Origin of the sequence: Anaerotignum neopropionicum (assembly GCF_001571775.1) — a bacterium.
GTDB classification, from domain to species: Bacteria; Bacillota; Clostridia; order Lachnospirales; family Anaerotignaceae; genus Chakrabartyella; species Chakrabartyella neopropionicum.
Window position 1 is genome coordinate 182,877 of the sequence record NZ_LRVM01000003.1, and the last position, 16,863, is coordinate 199,739.

16 protein-coding genes, 1 pseudogene and 1 other annotated feature are annotated in these 16,863 nt (G+C 40.2%); of the genes and pseudogenes, 5 read left to right on the forward strand and 12 right to left on the reverse strand.

Going from position 1 to position 16,863, the window contains the following annotated elements:
* Positions 1 to 500: 500 nt before the first annotated feature.
* The 3 genes from CLNEO_RS06500 to CLNEO_RS06510 all read right to left on the reverse strand — a co-directional run bounded on the left by CLNEO_RS06500 (position 501) and on the right by CLNEO_RS06510 (position 2,692).
* A complete protein-coding gene (locus tag CLNEO_RS06500) occupies positions 501 to 896 on the reverse strand; it encodes a glutathione peroxidase (protein ID WP_334292147.1) in 396 nt (131 codons plus the stop codon).
* A 143-nt stretch (positions 897 to 1,039) separates the two neighbouring features.
* Complete coding sequence (locus tag CLNEO_RS06505) at positions 1,040 to 2,161, reverse strand: aminopeptidase (RefSeq protein WP_066086197.1); 1,122 nt, start codon at positions 2,159 to 2,161, stop codon at positions 1,040 to 1,042.
* Positions 2,162 to 2,170: 9 nt separating this feature from the next.
* Complete coding sequence (locus tag CLNEO_RS06510) at positions 2,171 to 2,692, reverse strand: cysteine hydrolase family protein (RefSeq protein WP_066086200.1); 522 nt, start codon at positions 2,690 to 2,692, stop codon at positions 2,171 to 2,173.
* A gap of 175 nt (positions 2,693 to 2,867) precedes the next feature.
* Positions 2,868 to 3,067: a binding site (T-box leader), on the forward strand.
* Positions 3,068 to 3,179: 112 nt separating this feature from the next.
* On the opposite strand from CLNEO_RS06510, the gene proS reads away from it, so the two are divergent.
* Positions 3,180 to 4,616, forward strand: coding sequence for a proline--tRNA ligase (gene proS / locus CLNEO_RS06515; RefSeq protein ID WP_066086202.1), 1,437 nt, complete (start codon positions 3,180 to 3,182; stop codon positions 4,614 to 4,616).
* A 50-nt stretch (positions 4,617 to 4,666) separates the two neighbouring features.
* Here the strand turns inward: proS and CLNEO_RS06520 are convergent, their stop codons facing one another.
* A complete protein-coding gene (locus CLNEO_RS06520) occupies positions 4,667 to 4,939 on the reverse strand; it encodes a hypothetical protein (RefSeq protein ID WP_066086203.1) in 273 nt (90 codons plus the stop codon).
* A 260-nt stretch (positions 4,940 to 5,199) separates the two neighbouring features.
* On the opposite strand from CLNEO_RS06520, the gene CLNEO_RS06525 reads away from it, so the two are divergent.
* The 3 genes from CLNEO_RS06525 to CLNEO_RS06535 are packed head-to-tail and all read left to right on the forward strand — an operon-like array spanning position 5,200 to position 7,143.
* Positions 5,200 to 5,484: a UxaA family hydrolase gene (locus CLNEO_RS06525; RefSeq protein ID WP_066086207.1), complete on the forward strand. Its 285-nt coding sequence runs from the start codon at positions 5,200 to 5,202 to the stop codon at positions 5,482 to 5,484.
* Between the two features lies 1 nt (position 5,485).
* The gene (locus tag CLNEO_RS06530; protein ID WP_066086210.1) at positions 5,486 to 6,649 is read left to right on the forward strand and encodes a UxaA family hydrolase; all 1,164 of its coding nucleotides are present in this window, start codon (positions 5,486 to 5,488) and stop codon (positions 6,647 to 6,649) included.
* 26 nt (positions 6,650 to 6,675) lie between these two features.
* Positions 6,676 to 7,143, forward strand: a complete 468-nt coding sequence (locus tag CLNEO_RS06535; RefSeq protein WP_066086212.1) for a VOC family protein — start codon at positions 6,676 to 6,678, stop codon at positions 7,141 to 7,143.
* 140 nt (positions 7,144 to 7,283) lie between these two features.
* Here the strand turns inward: CLNEO_RS06535 and CLNEO_RS16750 are convergent.
* A pseudogene (locus CLNEO_RS16750) lies at positions 7,284 to 7,803 on the reverse strand (HXXEE domain-containing protein).
* Between the two features lie 201 nt (positions 7,804 to 8,004).
* On the opposite strand from CLNEO_RS16750, the gene CLNEO_RS06545 reads away from it, so the two are divergent.
* The gene (locus tag CLNEO_RS06545; RefSeq protein WP_066086215.1) at positions 8,005 to 8,460 is read left to right on the forward strand and encodes a MarR family winged helix-turn-helix transcriptional regulator; all 456 of its coding nucleotides are present in this window, start codon (positions 8,005 to 8,007) and stop codon (positions 8,458 to 8,460) included.
* Between the two features lie 50 nt (positions 8,461 to 8,510).
* On the opposite strand, the gene CLNEO_RS06550 is transcribed toward CLNEO_RS06545, so the two are convergent.
* The 7 genes from CLNEO_RS06550 to CLNEO_RS06580 all read right to left on the reverse strand — a co-directional run bounded on the left by CLNEO_RS06550 (position 8,511) and on the right by CLNEO_RS06580 (position 16,863).
* Entirely contained in the window at positions 8,511 to 8,813 is a 303-nt protein-coding gene (locus tag CLNEO_RS06550) for a hypothetical protein (protein ID WP_066086219.1), read from the reverse strand.
* 11 nt (positions 8,814 to 8,824) lie between these two features.
* A complete protein-coding gene (locus tag CLNEO_RS06555) occupies positions 8,825 to 9,901 on the reverse strand; it encodes an FAD:protein FMN transferase (protein WP_066086222.1) in 1,077 nt (358 codons plus the stop codon).
* 109 nt (positions 9,902 to 10,010) lie between these two features.
* A complete protein-coding gene (locus CLNEO_RS06560) occupies positions 10,011 to 11,969 on the reverse strand; it encodes a complex I subunit 5 family protein (protein WP_066086224.1) in 1,959 nt (652 codons plus the stop codon).
* Positions 11,970 to 11,987: 18 nt separating this feature from the next.
* On the reverse strand, positions 11,988 to 13,466 hold the full coding sequence (locus tag CLNEO_RS06565; RefSeq protein ID WP_066086227.1) for a complex I subunit 5 family protein: 1,479 nt from the start codon (positions 13,464 to 13,466) through the stop codon (positions 11,988 to 11,990).
* Positions 13,467 to 13,484: 18 nt separating this feature from the next.
* Positions 13,485 to 14,951 carry a complex I subunit 5 family protein gene (locus CLNEO_RS06570; protein ID WP_066086230.1) on the reverse strand — a complete coding sequence of 489 codons (1,467 nt, stop codon included), beginning with the start codon at positions 14,949 to 14,951 and terminating at the stop codon, positions 13,485 to 13,487.
* A 32-nt stretch (positions 14,952 to 14,983) separates the two neighbouring features.
* Positions 14,984 to 16,489: a complex I subunit 5 family protein gene (locus CLNEO_RS06575; protein WP_066086232.1), complete on the reverse strand. Its 1,506-nt coding sequence runs from the start codon at positions 16,487 to 16,489 to the stop codon at positions 14,984 to 14,986.
* Complete coding sequence (locus CLNEO_RS06580; RefSeq protein ID WP_066086235.1) at positions 16,489 to 16,863, reverse strand: sodium:proton antiporter; 375 nt, start codon at positions 16,861 to 16,863, stop codon at positions 16,489 to 16,491. The genes CLNEO_RS06575 and CLNEO_RS06580 overlap by 1 nt, the downstream gene beginning before the upstream one ends.

Below are 16,863 nucleotides of genomic sequence, written 5' to 3' on the forward strand. Positions count from 1 at the left end.
AAACAAGTAATGAAAAATGTTGTGTCCCCAAAATCTTTGTTTTATAATTCTTATAAGGAATAGCAATACACTACAGAGCACGGGGAGGCGAGTGGCGAATTTTATTTGACCCCGTATAATTATATGTGCCGTCATTCTTTCAAGCACAAGCAAGTGGGACTTTGAGCCTGGACCCTTATCATTGGTATAAACCATGTTTATTAGTCGCAGGATGACAGTCAATGTTGCTATTCCTATTTTTAGTTATGACACTTCTTTGTTGGTTAAATGCAACGATAACTAATCTTGAAATAATAACTTTTTAAAAATGGGTTTTAGGAACCCTTAGTTAAAGTCGGCTCAAAATCTACTATTTTTTTCACACTTATTGTTTCAGTAAATATTCTTAACCACAATAAAAATTATTCCATCTTTATCCCAGCAAATTTTCAATATCCTTCCAAGCTTTTCGGGAGGATAGGCCGGCGCATATCTAGCCACAACATTACCGCTTGGATCAATCAAAAATTCCCAAAATTCCATTTGATGTCACTTGCCTCGTTGCCAAGGGTGAAAGACTTCACCTTTTCCTCAAAAGCCTTTGTTTCTTCGTTACCGCAATCCTCCGGTGCCTGTTCCTTCAGCCAAACGTATAACGGACTGGCATTTTTGCCATTCACATTAACTATAGAAAATCTTGGAAATGTCGTGCCGTAATTTAGTGAGCAAAATTCGCTGATTTCTTCATCCGTACCCGGTACCCGATTTAAAAACTGATTATAAGGAAAATCCAAAATTCCGAAGCCCTTCTCCTTGTATTTGTTGTACAACTCCTCCAAAGACGCATATTGAGGCGTAAGTCCGCACCTTGTAGCGGTATTGACAACAAGCACTATCTTGCCTTTATAATCCTTCATCGCTACACTTTTTCCACATTTATCCTTCATAAAAAAATAAAAACATTTGGGCAAAGCCTTCAAGGTTTTAACTTTGTCAATAGTCTGATTTTTTACATAGTATCATAAAATAGTTCCTTGCATCCGCAAAAAAAGGGACTGTATTATTTTTTTAGAATTCCCTCTATAAACTTTCCATTTTCGTAAAACAACTCTCCATCAGCAAAAATTTTTCCTTCCACCGTCATATCCGTAATCATATCCCAGTGAATGGCAGATTCATTTTTACCGCCGGCCTCATGGAAGGCTTCCCCAATGGCCATGTGCATGGAACCACCGATTTTTTCATCAAAAAGGATGTTTTTGGTATGTCGCTTGATGCCATAATTTGTACCGATGGCAACTTCTCCAAAATAGCGGGAGCCTTCATCCGTATCAATGTAGGATAATAATTGGCTTTCCTTTTCCTTGTTTTCGCAAATTGCCTCTACAATACGCCCCTTTTCTACGGTAAGGCGTACTTTTTCAAACTCATTCCCATTCATAATGGAGGGATAGGAAAAGGTAATATATCCATTTGTACCATCCTCCACAGGGGAGGTAAAAATCTCCCCATCAGGGAAGTTTTCCTGACCGCAGCAATTAATCCATCTTCTTCCATCAATGCGAACATGAATATCTGTATCCTTGGTTAAAATATGCAATTCCTTTTTTCCGTCCAAATATCTTGCCCACTGTTCCTGCCACTGGGACATTTCCTTCCATTTCGCCACAGGGTCATCCTCATACAAAAAACCTGCGCGATACACAAAATCCTCATATTCTTCCAGACTCATCCCTGCATTTTGGGCATCCCCGTTGGTGGGAAATTGGGTGCCACACCAACGCAAGGAGCCATTTCCCATTCTTTCGGAATATAGTTTGCGATTTTCCCGATTCGCAAGACGGCGTTTTTTCAACTTTTCCCCCTCAATGGATTGAAAAACCTTCACATTTTCGCTTCCCCATGCGCTAATCCATACATCGCTTTTCACACAGGCGCCAAAACGATTATTCTCTCTGGCATATTGCTCCTCTGTGCCATTTTTTAAAATTTCCACATCTACCTGGGGTACATCTATATAATATTCAATCAACGCCCCTTTCTTTAAGGCTGCCCTTGTTACAGCTTTTACAAAGGGCAATGCCGCATCCTCACCAGAAATGGCAACAAGATCACCTTCCTTCACCTTGGTGGAATAATTCACCAGCACCTCCGCCAGCTTTTCCAAACGTTCATCCTTCAAAAAAACACCTCATTTCACTTTGATTTGGCACATGGCTAAGGTTGTCAGTGCCGCCTTATGGGTTTCGGGGGTTACCCCAGCACAACAGGCGGAATCCACGCTGATTTTCATTTCCGGCATTTTTGCCTTTAACAAAATGGCATTGGAAACAACACAAATATCCGTGCAAAGGCCAACCAATTCCACTTCTATTTCTTTATTTTTCGACTCGTTATACAATAACTCGGCCAAATCAACGGAGCCAAAGGTAGGCTTATCAATCACGCGAACGCCATCTAACACCTGGGCAATACGTTTGTCAAACTCCCATCCCTCGGTGCCCCGAACACAATGCACCACAGGCAAATTTTTGCCCTCTTGCGTTTCCAAATAATTTTCTTCATGAGTATCTCTGGTGGCAATAATATTTTCTTTGGGATACTGACTGATTTTATCCAGCACGCAGTCAACTATTTTTTGCGCTTCTTTTGTTCCCAAAGAACCGTCAATAAAATCCTTTTGCATGTCAATCACAATAAGTATATTTTTCATTTATTTCCCTCCAAATGTCAGTGATTTTTTATTAGAAATATCATACAACAAGTATATCGAAATATCTATACATAATTTTCCATCCATTTAAAATTTTTGAACAAAATAAGTAAAATTACAAATATTATTTTCACCCCTTGACAGAACATTTCCTTTCGGTTTATGATAATAGTTGATATAAACAGTGATAGAGAATAGTAAAAGAGTCCCTTGTCCCCAGAAAATAGGCGGTTGATGCAAGCCTTGGCAAGCCTTTTTGAACCTTCCTCTTGAGTTCCGCAGGGAAAATGCGGCGTACTTGGCGTTAACAAGTTTGAGTGGACGGATTTTTTCGTCAACGAGGGTGGCACCGCCGATTCGACCTTGGTCCCTTTTTTTGGGATTCAGGTCTTTTTTTGTGACAAAAAATTAAAAAGCTGCCTTAAGGGGAAAAATTTAGCTGCTTTCAAAATTAATAATTATCATAGAAATGATAGGAGGAACTACAATGGCAAAAGAAAAAAAACTGGTTGAATCCATTACCGATATGGAGTTGGACTTTCCTCAGTGGTACACAGATGTGGTAAAAAAAGCAGATTTAACGGATTATTCTACGTTAAAGGGCTGTATGATCATTCGTCCATACGGCTACGCAATTTGGGAATTGATTCAAAAGGAATTGGACAGACGTTTTAAAGAAACAGGCCACGAAAACGTATATATGCCCATGTTTATTCCCGAAAGCTTGCTGCAAAAGGAAAAAGATCACGTTGAGGGCTTTGCGCCCGAGGTTGCTTGGGTAACCCATGGTGGTGAAACCAAATTGCAGGAGCGTATTTGTGTACGCCCTACTTCAGAAACTCTTTTTTGCGATCATTACGCAAATCTGATTCAGTCCTACCGTGATTTACCTAAGCTTTACAACCAGTGGTGTTCCGTTGTTCGTTGGGAAAAAACCACCCGCCCTTTTTTGAGAACCACTGAATTTTTATGGCAGGAGGGTCATACTGCCCACGCAACCGCCGAAGAAGCTGAGGAAGAAACCATCCGTATGCTTAACGTATATGCTGATTTCTGCCATGAATATTTGGCAATTCCTGTAATTAAGGGTGAAAAAACAGCAAAAGAACGCTTTGCTGGTGCAAAAGCAACCTATACCATTGAAAGCTTAATGCATGATGGAAAAGCATTGCAGTCAGGCACAAGCCACAACTTTGGTGACGGCTTTGCCCATGCATTTAATATTCAGTACACCGATAAAGACAATAAACTTCAGTATGTGCATCAAACCAGTTGGGGCATGACTACCCGTTTAATTGGCGCATTAATTATGGTTCACGGCGACAACAGCGGCCTTGTTTTACCTCCAATGGTGGCACCTACACAGGTAATCATCATTCCTATTGCCCAGCATAAGGAAGGCGTTTTGGAAAAAGCAGCTGCTTTAAAGGAAAATTTAAGTAAAATTTGCCGCATTAAACTGGATGATTCCGATAAATCCGCCGGTTGGAAATTCAGTGAATACGAAATGAAGGGCGTTCCTCTTCGCTTGGAGGTTGGCCCTAAGGATTTGGAAAAGAATCAGGCTGTCCTTGCAAGACGTGATACAGGAGAAAAAACCGTTGTTTCTCTGGATGAGCTGGAAGAAAAAATTCCCATGTTACTCCAAGAAATACAGGATAACCTGTTAAGAAAAGCAACAGAAAGAAGAGATTCCAAAACCTATGCGGCAACAAATATAGAGGAATTTGAACGCACCTTAAACGAAACACCAGGCTTCGTAAAAGCAATGTGGTGTGGGGATCAGGCTTGTGAAGATGCGATCAAAGAAAAAACGGGTGCAACCAGCCGTTGTATCCCCTTTGAACAAGATGAACTATCTGATACCTGCGTTTGCTGCGGAAAGAAAGCAAAACATATGATATACTGGGGCAGAGCTTATTAATTACCCCCCCCCAAAAAAACGCCGACTCCATAAGGGTTCGGCGGTTTTTTTTACTCTTTGATCTCTTGAATTTCTTTTTGCAACGTATCAATTTCATTTTCTATTTCTTCAATCTGCTGACAAAGCTGCACCAAGTCAGTGGACAATTCTTCGCCCTGCTGATATTTCTCAAACAGAAGGCCTCCAATTTTTTCCTTAACCGAGGAAATGCTTTGTTTTTGGGACATGATTTTTGTGTGAATCATCCCAATCTCAACCATGTCTCCCGTTTTATCTGCTGCTTTTTTTGCCATATTTCCCACCTTATCCATGAAACCAGCCATAAATTTTCCTCCTTCTATAAAATTGATTTTCCCTTTATTTCCATATATAATGTTACCACTTTAATTTTGATACATTAATAAGCATTCCTTTTCATAATTATTTTGAATCATATTGCAAGACGTTCAACTCTGGTTTATGATGATATTATAGCATTTATTGGCACAAAATAATAGTTTTTCATTTTAAACCCGTGGTTATTTTTTATTATTTTTCAGCAAATAATTGCGAAATATTCAATAATACAAAAGAGGAGGAAAAAATGAACCCCATTTTAAAAATTCACGAAAAAGACAACGTAGGAACTTGCTTAAGACTGCTTGAAGCTGGGGAAGTCGTTCATTGGGAAAGCTTCAGTCTGATAGTTCGGGAGGAAATTCCCCAATATCACAAAATTGCTTTGGCCGATATTTCACTTCACAGCCCAATTTATAAGTATGGGCAAATCATCGGCCTTGCCACGCAAAAAATCTCTCAAGGGGAATATGTGCATGTGCATAATATCGAAAGCATCCGCGGCCGTGGTGATAAAAAGGAGGAATGCTGATATGAAGCTTATGGGCTATCCACGAGAAAATGGCACATATGGTATACGAAATCATATTTTAATTATCCCTGCCTCAGTTTGTGCAGTTGAAGTGGCAAATCGAATTGCCGAAAAGATTGGTGCTGTTTCCCTGCCCCATCAGCACGGCTGTTGCCAAATGGGTGATGACTTCCGTCAGACTGTACGCACCCTTACTGGCTTTGGCTGTAATCCAAATGTCGGTGCAGTTTTGGTGGTAGGCCTAGGATGCGAAGGCATTCAACCCTCTCAAATTGCAGAAGAAATTAAAAAAACCGGAAAACCCGTTGAATTTATTACCATACAGGCCTGCGGTGGAACAACAAAAACCATTGAACAAGGGCTTTCGATCGTTTCAAAGTTTGCAGAAACCCTTGCTACAGCGCAAAAAGTACCCTTTTCTATCAATCACCTCATTCTTGGCATGGAATGCGGCGGCAGCGACCCCACCAGCGGCATTGTTGCAAATCCCGCCATTGGCATTGCCTCAGATCAGTTGGTTTCCCTTGGGGGAACCAGTATTTTGAGCGAAACCACCGAGGTAATTGGTGCAGAGCATATTTTGGCCGAAAGGTTTCCCGATGCAGCGCAAAGGTCTAAATTTTTAACCATGGTTTCCAATGTAGAAAAAAGAGCCTTGGCAGTTGGCGAGGATTTGCGCGGCTCACAGCCCACACCGGGAAATATCCAGGGCGGGTTAAGCACCATTGAAGAAAAATCCCTAGGCTGTATGCATAAAGCCGGAAATACAGCGCCTTTTATCGGTGCATTAGCGTATGGCGAAACCGTTCCCACCGAAAAGCCCGGGCTTTATTTTATGGATACACCAGGAGAGGATATCGATTCCATCACAGGGATGGTAGCAGGAGGTGCGCAGCTGGTTGTTTTCACCACAGGACGGGGAACGCCAACAGGCTGTCCTATTGCACCTGTGATCAAAATTACCGGAAACCCGGAAACATATTATAATATGGAAGAAAATATTGACATCAACGGCGGCAAGGTAATGCAAGGAGATTGCACCCTTGATGAGCTGGGCGAAGAAATTTTTAGAAAAATACTTTTAGTTGCGAATGGTGCGCAAACAAAAGCAGAAAAATTGGGCCATAAGGAATTTGGTATCTATCGAATTGGTTTTACTTTTTGATTGTATCTTTTTGGAGGTGTATTCCAATGAAATTTAAAAATCCTTTGTTGGTTGTTTCTGATTTAGAAAAATCAAAGCAGTTTTACAAAGAAGTTCTGGGGCTTCGGGTCGTAATGGACTTTGGTGCAAATGTAACACTGACAGGAGGGGTTTCTCTGCAAACTCAAGAAACATGGCTTGAATTTATCCATGCACAAACAGAGGAGCTATATTTTGACAATAAAACCACAGAACTGTATTTTGAAGAGGAGAATTTTGATATTTTCATTCAAAAGCTTAAAACCCTGCCGAATATCGATTTTGTGCATCACGTGTTTGAGCATAGATGGGGTCAAAGAGTTGTGCGCCTTTATGATCCCGATAAACATATCATCGAGGTTGGCGAAAAATTAAAATCCGTTTGTCTGCGTTTTTTGAAAAACGGCCTTTCTAAAAATGAAATTGCAGTAAGGATGGATGTTCCTTTAATGCTGGTGGAGAAATTGCTGAAATAACGTTCAACCACTGGTAACGCTTTTCACTTTTTCTTCCCGAAAGAAAATTTGATAATACTTTAAGCTTTTTTTGCACAACAGGGCGGAATACACTAAGTACCCGCCCTGTCTATATGTAATAATACTTGTTTTAAACACTTTTATCTTTCCCCCAAAAAGTTCTCTTGCCATTTCGAAAATTTATGCATCATCCAATGGGCAAACATAAGGTTTATGCTAATCATTATCCCCCCCATCAAAGTATAAATAATGATGAAGCCTGTGGAATACTCCAAAATTCCAATGCAAACATAGATTAGCCAAACACTGATGGGTAGCGCAATGATACTAGTGGCCAAGGCAGGAATATACTTTTTAAGAATAATAGCCTGGAGCAAATGAATGATTAAATGTATGGTATAGGCAATAAAGCAACCTAACCATAATTCATACCGGCGGCAAATGATGGAAACAATACAAATTAAAATACATAATATGAATTCCTCGAATACCGCAAAGAGCATGCCCTGTGCTATAATGCTCAAATACTTTACTGAATTTAGGGAATTTTTGATTGAGCATTGATTTATTTTGAAAAATCCATGCGCTAAGACCAAGCATTTCCTCCAAATCATGAAAAATAAATACTACCGGAAAAAGCCAAATATATTTATCCATCATCCCCGTAGTAACCCACTCCTTCCATATAGATTCTGTGTCAGTTCATTCATTTTAGCATACAAACGTGCTTTCTTCTATTCTTTTCAACGTTCCTCTCAAAACGCACCTAAAAAAAATTATTATTGATTAACTAATAAGGTACCTGTATAATATAATTACATTGTAGCGAAAATATTTTTTTCCTTATGAAGGGAGATCGCCATGCAAGCTAATTTGGAATTAATGGAGCAATTTTTCCTCATCAGTCGTTTAATGCATCGTAATCATTATCAAAAAAACCGTTTTTCAGAAAAAGAGTCTTTTCGAGGACAAGGACGTGTCCTTTCTATTTTAAATAATAATCCGGGCATTTGTCAAAAGGAGCTGTCCCAACTTTTGGACATTCGCTCCCAATCAATGGGTGAAGTTATCAAAAAACTGGAACGAAACGGTTATATCTTTCGCACCCCCTGCGAAAATGATCATAGGGCAATACGCATTTTTTTAACACCCCAAGGAATAAATGCCGCTAAATTTATGAGGCGTAATATGGAAGATGCAGCTACGCTATTCGACTGCTTGAATGAGGAAGAAAAAAATAATTTACAACAATATCTGTCCCGCATCGTATTTGAAATTGAACATGTTTTGAGTTCGGATAGTGGAAAAGAGGAATAAAAAAATAAGACTGTGCGCCAATACTCAAAGGGCCAACAGTCTTATTTTTTTTATTCATCTTCCGCAGTAATTCTCATAACAAAGCCTTTTTCGTCCTCGTCCTCGTCATCGTCCTCAAAATCTTCTTCCTCTTGACAAAACGGACACGCAACGCCAAACAATCTGGCAAACAGTACAATTGTAGTAAGAACAAAAACGGAACCGCAAATTGCCATAATTGAATTTCTCTTCCTTTTAGGTAAAGAAATTCCAATCATCATGCCAAAGGCTGTAAGACATAGTTTAAAAATGGCAATGTCCTTCCAGTCAAATTCCACAATGTAGCTGTTTAAAAATTCCTTAAATCTTTTCATCTTATCCCTCCCTATCGCTCTACAATTTCATATGCAAAGTCGTTATCTCTGCCCTCAAAAGCAAAAATGGCCGCCACACCCTCTGTGGCGATGACTTTTCCATCTTCCGTTACAAAAATCACTTCAAAATCATCACTGTTTCGCCAGATCTTTACTGCTTCATCAAAGCCCATTACAAACAAAGCAGTTGATAGCCCGTCCGCTTTGGCACCATCGTTACTTATAATCGTAACAGATAACAAACCTTTATCAGCAGGATACCCAGTATTAGAATCAATTATGTGGTGATATCGTTTTCCGTTTTCTTCAAAAAAACGCTGATACCCGCCGGAAGTAATTACAGAACAATCCTCCACCTCTAAAATACCCACATAATCGTTGACGTCTAACGGATTTTCAACGGCAACTTTCCATTTTTTTCCATCCGGCTTGGTTCCAATGGCAGAAATATTTCCACCTAAAGAAATTATTCCGCTTGTAACTCCTTCTTTTTTTAATAATTCCGTAACAGCATCGGAGGTATACCCTTTTGCTACGCCCCCCAAATCAACGGCCATGCCCTTTTTTAATAATTTTGCCGTAGAGGCATCTCTATCAATCACTAAATCCTCAGGGTTGGTTAGCGATAACAAGCTTTCCAGCGTTTTTTGAGAAGGAACGTGCTTTTCACCATCAGTCGTAAAACCCCATGCCTTTACAACCGGGGACACAGTTATATTAAACGCTTGATTGGTAAACGCCCCTATTTCCTTCCCCCGCATTAATACCTTAAGGGTGTCTTCGGAAAGAGAAACCTCTTCCAAGCCCGCCTGTTCATTGAGCTGTGCAATTTCACTATCCTCCATTGTCACAGAAAACAATCGTTCCAGTTTGCGTATTTCCTGCTCCGCATCAATCAAAAGCTGTTCCCCATTCTCATTATATAGGGTAACTTGCATCAGCGTATCCATAGCAAAGGTTGTCATTTCATGCAAATCTTTCTGAGAATATTTTGAAAGCATTTCCTGGGCTTCTTTTCTTTGTTCAACGCATCCGCCCAAAATAAATAAACTGCATAGGACTATGGCTAAAACTCTTAATTTTTTCATAAATTGGTTCTCCCTGCACAGTACTTGTCTTATTCCATTTTAACTACTTCTGGCTTTTATGTCAATTAAAATAAGGTCGCACCCATTCAATTCAGTACGACCTTTCTTTCTAAAGTAAAATATAAAGCATAGCAACAGCAAGACCAACACCAATCATCAGCAGACTTTTTGCAAATCCTTCGCCATAAACTACTTTTTTATCATCAAAATCAGTATAAGCCGAAAAATACCTATCCTCCGGCGGTACTACTCTGCCGCTGTCATCATTAAAAACAAGCATACGTAAAACAGCAACAAACCCATCAGTCAAGGTACTTACGAAGCGAGCTAACAAAGAACCAGCAAATGGCAAGAAGCTTAATAAAACCGGGCGATATATTTTGTTTTCCAGGTTTAATCCCTTTGGCCAGCGATCTACATATACCATATTCCCATTATCATCTTTCTCCATCAAAACTTTTCTGATAAACAGGAAATATACCAACGCCCCGATCACAACGGAAAGAACTGCACCCTTTAAATTCACCCAAGCAAAATAATGTACTGCATGCTCCGGCCCATGGGCACCCATAAAATGATAACTAGCCTCCGCTATTTTTTCCCCAGTAAACTGTGGCAAAGCACCGAGCAACGGCAATATCACCGCACAAACCACTAAAATAATTGCGGAAAGCCTATTCATATAAGGCCCCTCGTTATGATGCGCAGCATTTCCCGGGTAAGGGTTTGTTTCTACAAACACTGCAACAAAAATCTTTGTCATGTATGCTAAGGTTAAACCACCGGAAAACAGGAATAACCACTCCACTGTTTGCATGTATGTGGTCGCCTGTCCTGCGTGGTGCAAAATTTCAATGTATTCTACAATACTTTCATGAATCAAGGTCTTACTAATATATCCATTCCAAAAAGGAATGCCTGTAATGCCTAAAACACCCATAAGAAAAACAAATTTCAGTAAAGGTTTATCCTTTCCCCACCCCCGGATTTCATTCAAGTGCAGTCTATGCAAATTCATATAAACAACACCGGCTGACATAAATAAAACCAGCTTTAGCAAAGAGTGATTTACAAGGTGAAGGATTGTCCCTCCGGCAGCCAAGGCGTTATGAGAGCCCAATAATCCCTGCATGCCAATGGCAACAGCAATAAACCCAATCTGGGATAAGGATGAGCAAGCAAGGGTTCTTTTTAAGTCAATAGAGAAAACTGCCAGAACAGCCCCCAAAACCATGGTAATCACACCAAGAATCAAAATCAAGTTGCCCCAGTTGGCATCGTGCAAAAACAGCTTGCAACTTAAAACCAGCATGCCATAAACGCCTGATTTCGTTAAAATACAAGACAATAGGGCACTGGCAGGCGCCGGTGCTACAGGGTGAGCCTCCGGCAGCCAAACATGTAGTGGAAAAAGACCGGCTTTTGCGCCAAAACCAACCAGAATTAAAACACCCACTGCATAAATTGCCTTCTTTTCCTCCTGAGAAGCCACAAATTCAGCCAAAGCATCAATATTAAGAGTGCCTGCCATATGATACATCATAAACAAGCCCGTCAGCGTTATCAAACCGCCAATCACTGCAATGCCCAAATATGTATGTGCTGCTCTAATGGCAGCTTCACTTTCATCATGAATAACCAATACAAAGGAAGTAAAGGACATTATTTCGAAGAAAATGAAGGTTGTATACAAATCTGCCGAAAGGAAAACCCCTAGGGTTGCACCAAGTGTCATAAGCAAGAAAAAATAATATCTGTTTCGATTGCGATAAAGCGCAAAATATTCCTTGGAAAAAACCGTGGTCATAAACCAAATGAAAGAAGTTAGTATTGCCATGACAACTCTCAATTCATCACCATCAAAGTGCAAACCCAATCCACAAAATCCAGGGATAGTAAAACTTGCATGTTTTCCAAACAGCAAAACAGCTCCCAATAAGACCAAAAAAGTTACCACGCAAGCCAAGTTGTTTCTGGCTTCCTTATTTTTGCGACCAATTAAGTAAACTAGAATTGCCCCAACCATCGGGAAGAAAACCAATAAAGGCAAAATAATTCCAAAATCCATATTCGGTTTCCTCCTTTCTTAAATAATTCCTGTGGCAACCAACTCTAAAACATGGAGAAGGTTGGAGGGAAAAAGTCCGATTAAAATTGTAATGGCTGTTAAGACAATCAAAGGGATTGTCATATATTTATTGGGATCTTCAACATGATCATAATATCCTTCAGCATATTCTTTCTTTCTTGGAAAGTAAGCACGGATAATGACATAAAATATATACAGTGCTGTCAAAACAGCAGAAATAATTAAAGCAACAATCCCCAAATACGCAATCATATTGCCCGACTTTACTGCTGCTGTTGCCAATGCCCATTTACTGTGAAATCCAGCAAAGGGCGGCACCCCAACCAAACTAACACCCGTCAGTGCCATGCTTAGGAAGGTAATTGGCATAAGCCTGCCAAAGCCCTCAACCTCATATAAATACTCCCTATGGGTTTTATATAAAATTGCTCCGGCGGTAAAAAACAGGGTTATTTTAATCATTGCATGATAAAGCATGTGCAAAAGCCCTGCTGTAAGCCCCGCGGGAGTCATCAGTGCTGCACCAAACACAATATAAGAAAGGTTTGAAATAGTAGAATAAGCAAACCTTCTTTTTATATGGGGTGTCCTCAGTGCTACCGTAGAGCCAAACACTATGGTAATTGACGCAGCAACCAAAATCACATTTTGTGCCCAAGTACCTACCAGAAACTCTATACCAAAACTAAAATAAATCAAACGGATAATGGCAAATACCCCTGACTTTACTACAGCAACCGCATGCAATAACGCGGTAACAGGCGTGGGTGCAACAGAAGCCTTTGGCAGCCAACGATAGAACGGCAAAATCGCCGCCTTAACACCAAATCCAAAAAACGCCACCAAAAAAATGATTTGTAACGTAAACTCATTTCCCCGCACAAGCTCGGGAATCAGCACGCCACCATAAGTAAATTCCATTCCCTCGCTATAGCAATATAAAAATACAAAACCAATAAACGCCAATGCTGCGCCAAACATCATGTATAAAATGTAGGTTTTCCCAGCATGACGTGCCTTATCATCCATGGCATGCATAACCAAAGGCAATGTGGCTAAGGTTAAAAATTCATAAAAAAGATACATTGTCAGGAAGTTTCCAGAAAAAGCCACACCCAAAACCACACCATATGTCATTGTGAAAAAGGCAAAAAACTTATCTTCCCTACCCTCATGGGTCATGTACTCAAAAGCATAAACCGTAGTGATTACCCACAAAATGGAAACCATGGTTCCAAATATCTTTGATAATCCATCTATATGCAGCGTTAATGATAGCTTCTCACTAAAATGAAATAAAGTGACTACACCTGCATCCGCAAAGTAAATTGCGTAGAGTGAAAAAATTGTATTGATCAATGTAATGGAAAAAACCCATATTTCACGTTGCTTTCTGTCTTTAAACTTTACCGGGAGCAGCGCAACACCTGCTATGATCGGAAAGATCACCGGTAAGATCGTTGCAAATCCATTCAAAACGTTCCCACCCTTTCCTTAAAATATTACGCCGCTAATACTGATAATAAATGTTTCTAAACTAGCAGGAAAGATTCCCAGCAAAACTACGGCTACAGATAAAATCACCAGAGGTATGGTCATCAAATAGTTTGGCTCTTTTTTCTCAAGAGATTCGTAGTTAAAATCATTTCCTGGGAAAAATCCATTTGTTACAATGGAAAGCAAGTATCCGGCTGTTAACAATGCACTGACCATAAGAATAGCCACCCCAACCACTGCAAAGGTTCCTAGGGAAGAACTAAGCGCACCCTGTGCCAAAAACCACTTACTGATAAAGCCGCCTGTGGGCGGGATACCCACAAGGGAAAGAGATGCAATGGTGAAACACCACATAACAATAGGCATTTCCTTTCCGATCCCCCGAAGCTGATTGACCAAAGTAGTGCCTTTTTTATAAATAATGGCACCGGCACTAAGGAATAGAATGTTCTTTGCCATAGCGTGAAAGGCCACCTGAAGCAGTGCGCCTGCAAATCCAACAGGTGTTAGCAGCATTAACCCGAATAAAACATAGGAAACCTGGCTAACAGTGGAATAGGCCAGTCTTTTCTTCAGTATTTTTTCCTTATAAGCCAGCATAGACCCCATAAATATCGTAATTAATGTTAGGCTTAGTAACGCCGTCTGCGCCCATGAGCCCCTGATGAAATCCGCACCAAAAAGGTAAAATGTCACTCGAATAATACAGATGACCCCTCCCTTAGTGATAATTCCCGAAAGCACTGCCGATGCAGGTGATGGTGCCACGGGATGGGCAGTAGGCAGCCAAGCATGAAGAGGAAACATACCCGCCTTACAGCCAAAACCAACCGCCATAAGAAAGAACACAAAAAGCAGAAGCATCTCGTTTCCTGCAACAAGGGCAAAATTTAACGTTCCACCAGGTTCAAACGTTGTAGTGATACAATAGGTATTTAAGAAGAAGAAACCAAAAAGACCTAAGCCTGCGCCAAAAATTGAATATCCAAGATATTTCATCCCTGCTCTTACCGCTTGCGGTTCTTGTGTGTGAATTACCAGGGGAAACGTCAGCAAGGTCATAAATTCATACGAGAGATACATCGTCATCATGTTGGCAGAAAAACACAAACTGACCAATGCGCTTAAGGACATTACATAATACATAAAAAAGCGCGCTGGCTTATGCTCATGCTTCATATATTCCATAGAAAAAATCGCCGCCAAAAACCAAATGATAGTGATCACGCAAGCAAAAAACTTTGCAATGCCATCTATATGATAGGCAATAGAAAGCCTATTTGTCATATGCCATACCGTCAAGGTGCCTTCCGCCATCATAAAATAAGCAACCAACGCCAGTTCAACGGCAAGTGTTACAAAAACCATTCTATTCCGTTGCTTTTCATTCTTCATAAAACCGATTATTATGCCTGCGATAAACGGCAGAATTACCGGAAGCAACAGTAGCGTATTTCCAGACATTTTTTCACCTCATCCTCTCACCGTTTCGTCCTCTATTGTGCTAATAATTCAATACTCATTTGAATGATACGAGTTATTGGGCGATAGAAAATACCCAGAACGAAATTCAGAATAACAAACCCAACAATAGAAACGGCAAACAAAGGTGAAACCGAAAAATTCGGCTTATTTTCTTTGCCCTTTTCAGGCGTCCAGATTGCAATAACGGAAGGCAAAAAATACAATGCATTCAACACCATACTAACACCTAAAACAATCAGAACTGCGGCCATTTTACCCGATGAATATACCGATGCCGTTGCAAAATATATCTTCGAAATGAAGCCTGCCAAAAGAGGAACGCCAATCATAGATAACGCACCAACAGTATAGCCAATTCCTGCCAGAGGATTGCGCAATGCCGCCCCCCGCATATGATAGATTTTTTCCTTGCCGCCACTGTTCTCTACAAAGCTACCACAGCAAAGGAACAACAACGTTTTCGTGATTGCATGGGCAAGAATGTGAAAGCATGCTGCCGTCATACCAACGCGAGATCCCATGCCAATGCCCATATAAATATACCCAATTTGAGCCACGGAGGAATAAGCAAGCATACGTTTCATTTTGCGTTCCCTTATGGCATAAACAGAACCCATCACCATTCCTGCCAAACCAAAAACGAAAAGCACTTCAGTGATTTTCAATGTATGCATTACTTCCGCCGAGAACACACAGTAAATTAGCTTGATGCCTAAAATAATATAGCTTTTTAAAACCAAACCCGATAAAATTCCGCTGGATGTGGGTATTGCTGCAAGATAAGCTCCAGGCAGCATGGAGTGGAAAGGAAATAACGCGCTTTTTATTGCAATACCAATAAACATAAAACCTGTTACTACCAATAATGGAAGCCTATATTGATCCGTTTTAATAATTTCCAAAATGGCTTCCTTCATTTGTGGAAAAAGAAGGTGTCCCGTTATACTATATAAAATACAAAGCCCCAGAAGAAACAAACCCGAACCCAGAAGGCTTATTACCAGGTAATGTGTCGTTCCAACCATTGACTGAGGTGTGCCCTTTGCCATAATTAACGCACAAGAAGCAATCGTGTTAACTTCAATAAAAACATACGCTGTAAAAATATCATTTGTGTATACCAAAGCCAGCATAGAGCCAAATAATGCATTTAACATAATAAAGTACAGGGATTGTTTTTCCTCCACAACGTCCTTAAAAACAAATTCTGCACCGCCGCTTACTGTCAAAAGCATAACAAGGCTAAAGGTTACCGCCATTAACGCTTCTAGTGGGCCTGCCCTCAATTCATTTCCCCACGGTGCAGGAAAATGACCCATCATAAACGTAAAAATTTCGTTATTTTTAACAACGCTTAAAAGTAGAATTACTGACATGATAAAAACAATAAAAACCATTGTAGAATGAATTTTAAAAGCAACTTTTCCGTTTTTAACCAAAGCCGTTATAATGCCGCAAAGCATTGCCAGAAAAATACTGAAAAAGGGTATGTTATGTATCCAATTAATATGTTCCATTATTCCCCTTCCTCCTCTCTGGATATTCTCATAATTTCATCCATATTCAACGTCCCGTAATGCTTATATAGCCGCTGAACCAACGCCAGAGAAAAAGCAGTCACACTAACAGATACAACAATACCGGTTAACACAAGGCCAGCAGGAATGGGATTGATATAATAATAAGCATCTATTATTCCATCGGTTAAAACAGGCGCAACTCTGCCCATAACATATCCTTTCGCCGCTAAAAACAGATAAACCGCCGTATCCATGATATTCAGACCAATGAATTTCTTGATCAAGTTATTTTGCAATAGCAGATTCATAAATCCAATCCCGAACAGGATGACCGAAACCGCCTCGTAAAAATTTGTTCCCAGATGATTCAT

Coding starts and splice junctions, on each gene's coding strand:
- CLNEO_RS06570 (WP_066086230.1), bottom strand. CDS start 14,951: ATGTCTGGAAATACGCTACTGTTGCTTCCGGTAATTCTGCCGTTTATC.
- CLNEO_RS06520 (WP_066086203.1), bottom strand. CDS start 4,939: ATGGCTGGTTTCATGGATAAGGTGGGAAATATGGCAAAAAAAGCAGCA.
- CLNEO_RS06575 (WP_066086232.1), bottom strand. CDS start 16,489: ATGGAACATATTAATTGGATACATAACATACCCTTTTTCAGTATTTTT.
- CLNEO_RS06545 (WP_066086215.1), top strand. CDS start 8,005: ATGCAAGCTAATTTGGAATTAATGGAGCAATTTTTCCTCATCAGTCGT.
- CLNEO_RS06530 (WP_066086210.1), top strand. CDS start 5,486: ATGAAGCTTATGGGCTATCCACGAGAAAATGGCACATATGGTATACGA.
- CLNEO_RS06535 (WP_066086212.1), top strand. CDS start 6,676: ATGAAATTTAAAAATCCTTTGTTGGTTGTTTCTGATTTAGAAAAATCA.
- CLNEO_RS06555 (WP_066086222.1), bottom strand. CDS start 9,901: ATGAAAAAATTAAGAGTTTTAGCCATAGTCCTATGCAGTTTATTTATT.
- CLNEO_RS06525 (WP_066086207.1), top strand. CDS start 5,200: ATGAACCCCATTTTAAAAATTCACGAAAAAGACAACGTAGGAACTTGC.
- CLNEO_RS06580 (WP_066086235.1), bottom strand. CDS start 16,863: ATGAATCATCTGGGAACAAATTTTTACGAGGCGGTTTCGGTCATCCTG.
- proS (WP_066086202.1), top strand. CDS start 3,180: ATGGCAAAAGAAAAAAAACTGGTTGAATCCATTACCGATATGGAGTTG.
- CLNEO_RS06510 (WP_066086200.1), bottom strand. CDS start 2,692: ATGAAAAATATACTTATTGTGATTGACATGCAAAAGGATTTTATTGAC.
- CLNEO_RS06560 (WP_066086224.1), bottom strand. CDS start 11,969: ATGGATTTTGGAATTATTTTGCCTTTATTGGTTTTCTTCCCGATGGTT.
- CLNEO_RS06550 (WP_066086219.1), bottom strand. CDS start 8,813: ATGAAAAGATTTAAGGAATTTTTAAACAGCTACATTGTGGAATTTGAC.
- CLNEO_RS06500 (WP_334292147.1), bottom strand. CDS start 896: ATGAAGGATTATAAAGGCAAGATAGTGCTTGTTGTCAATACCGCTACA.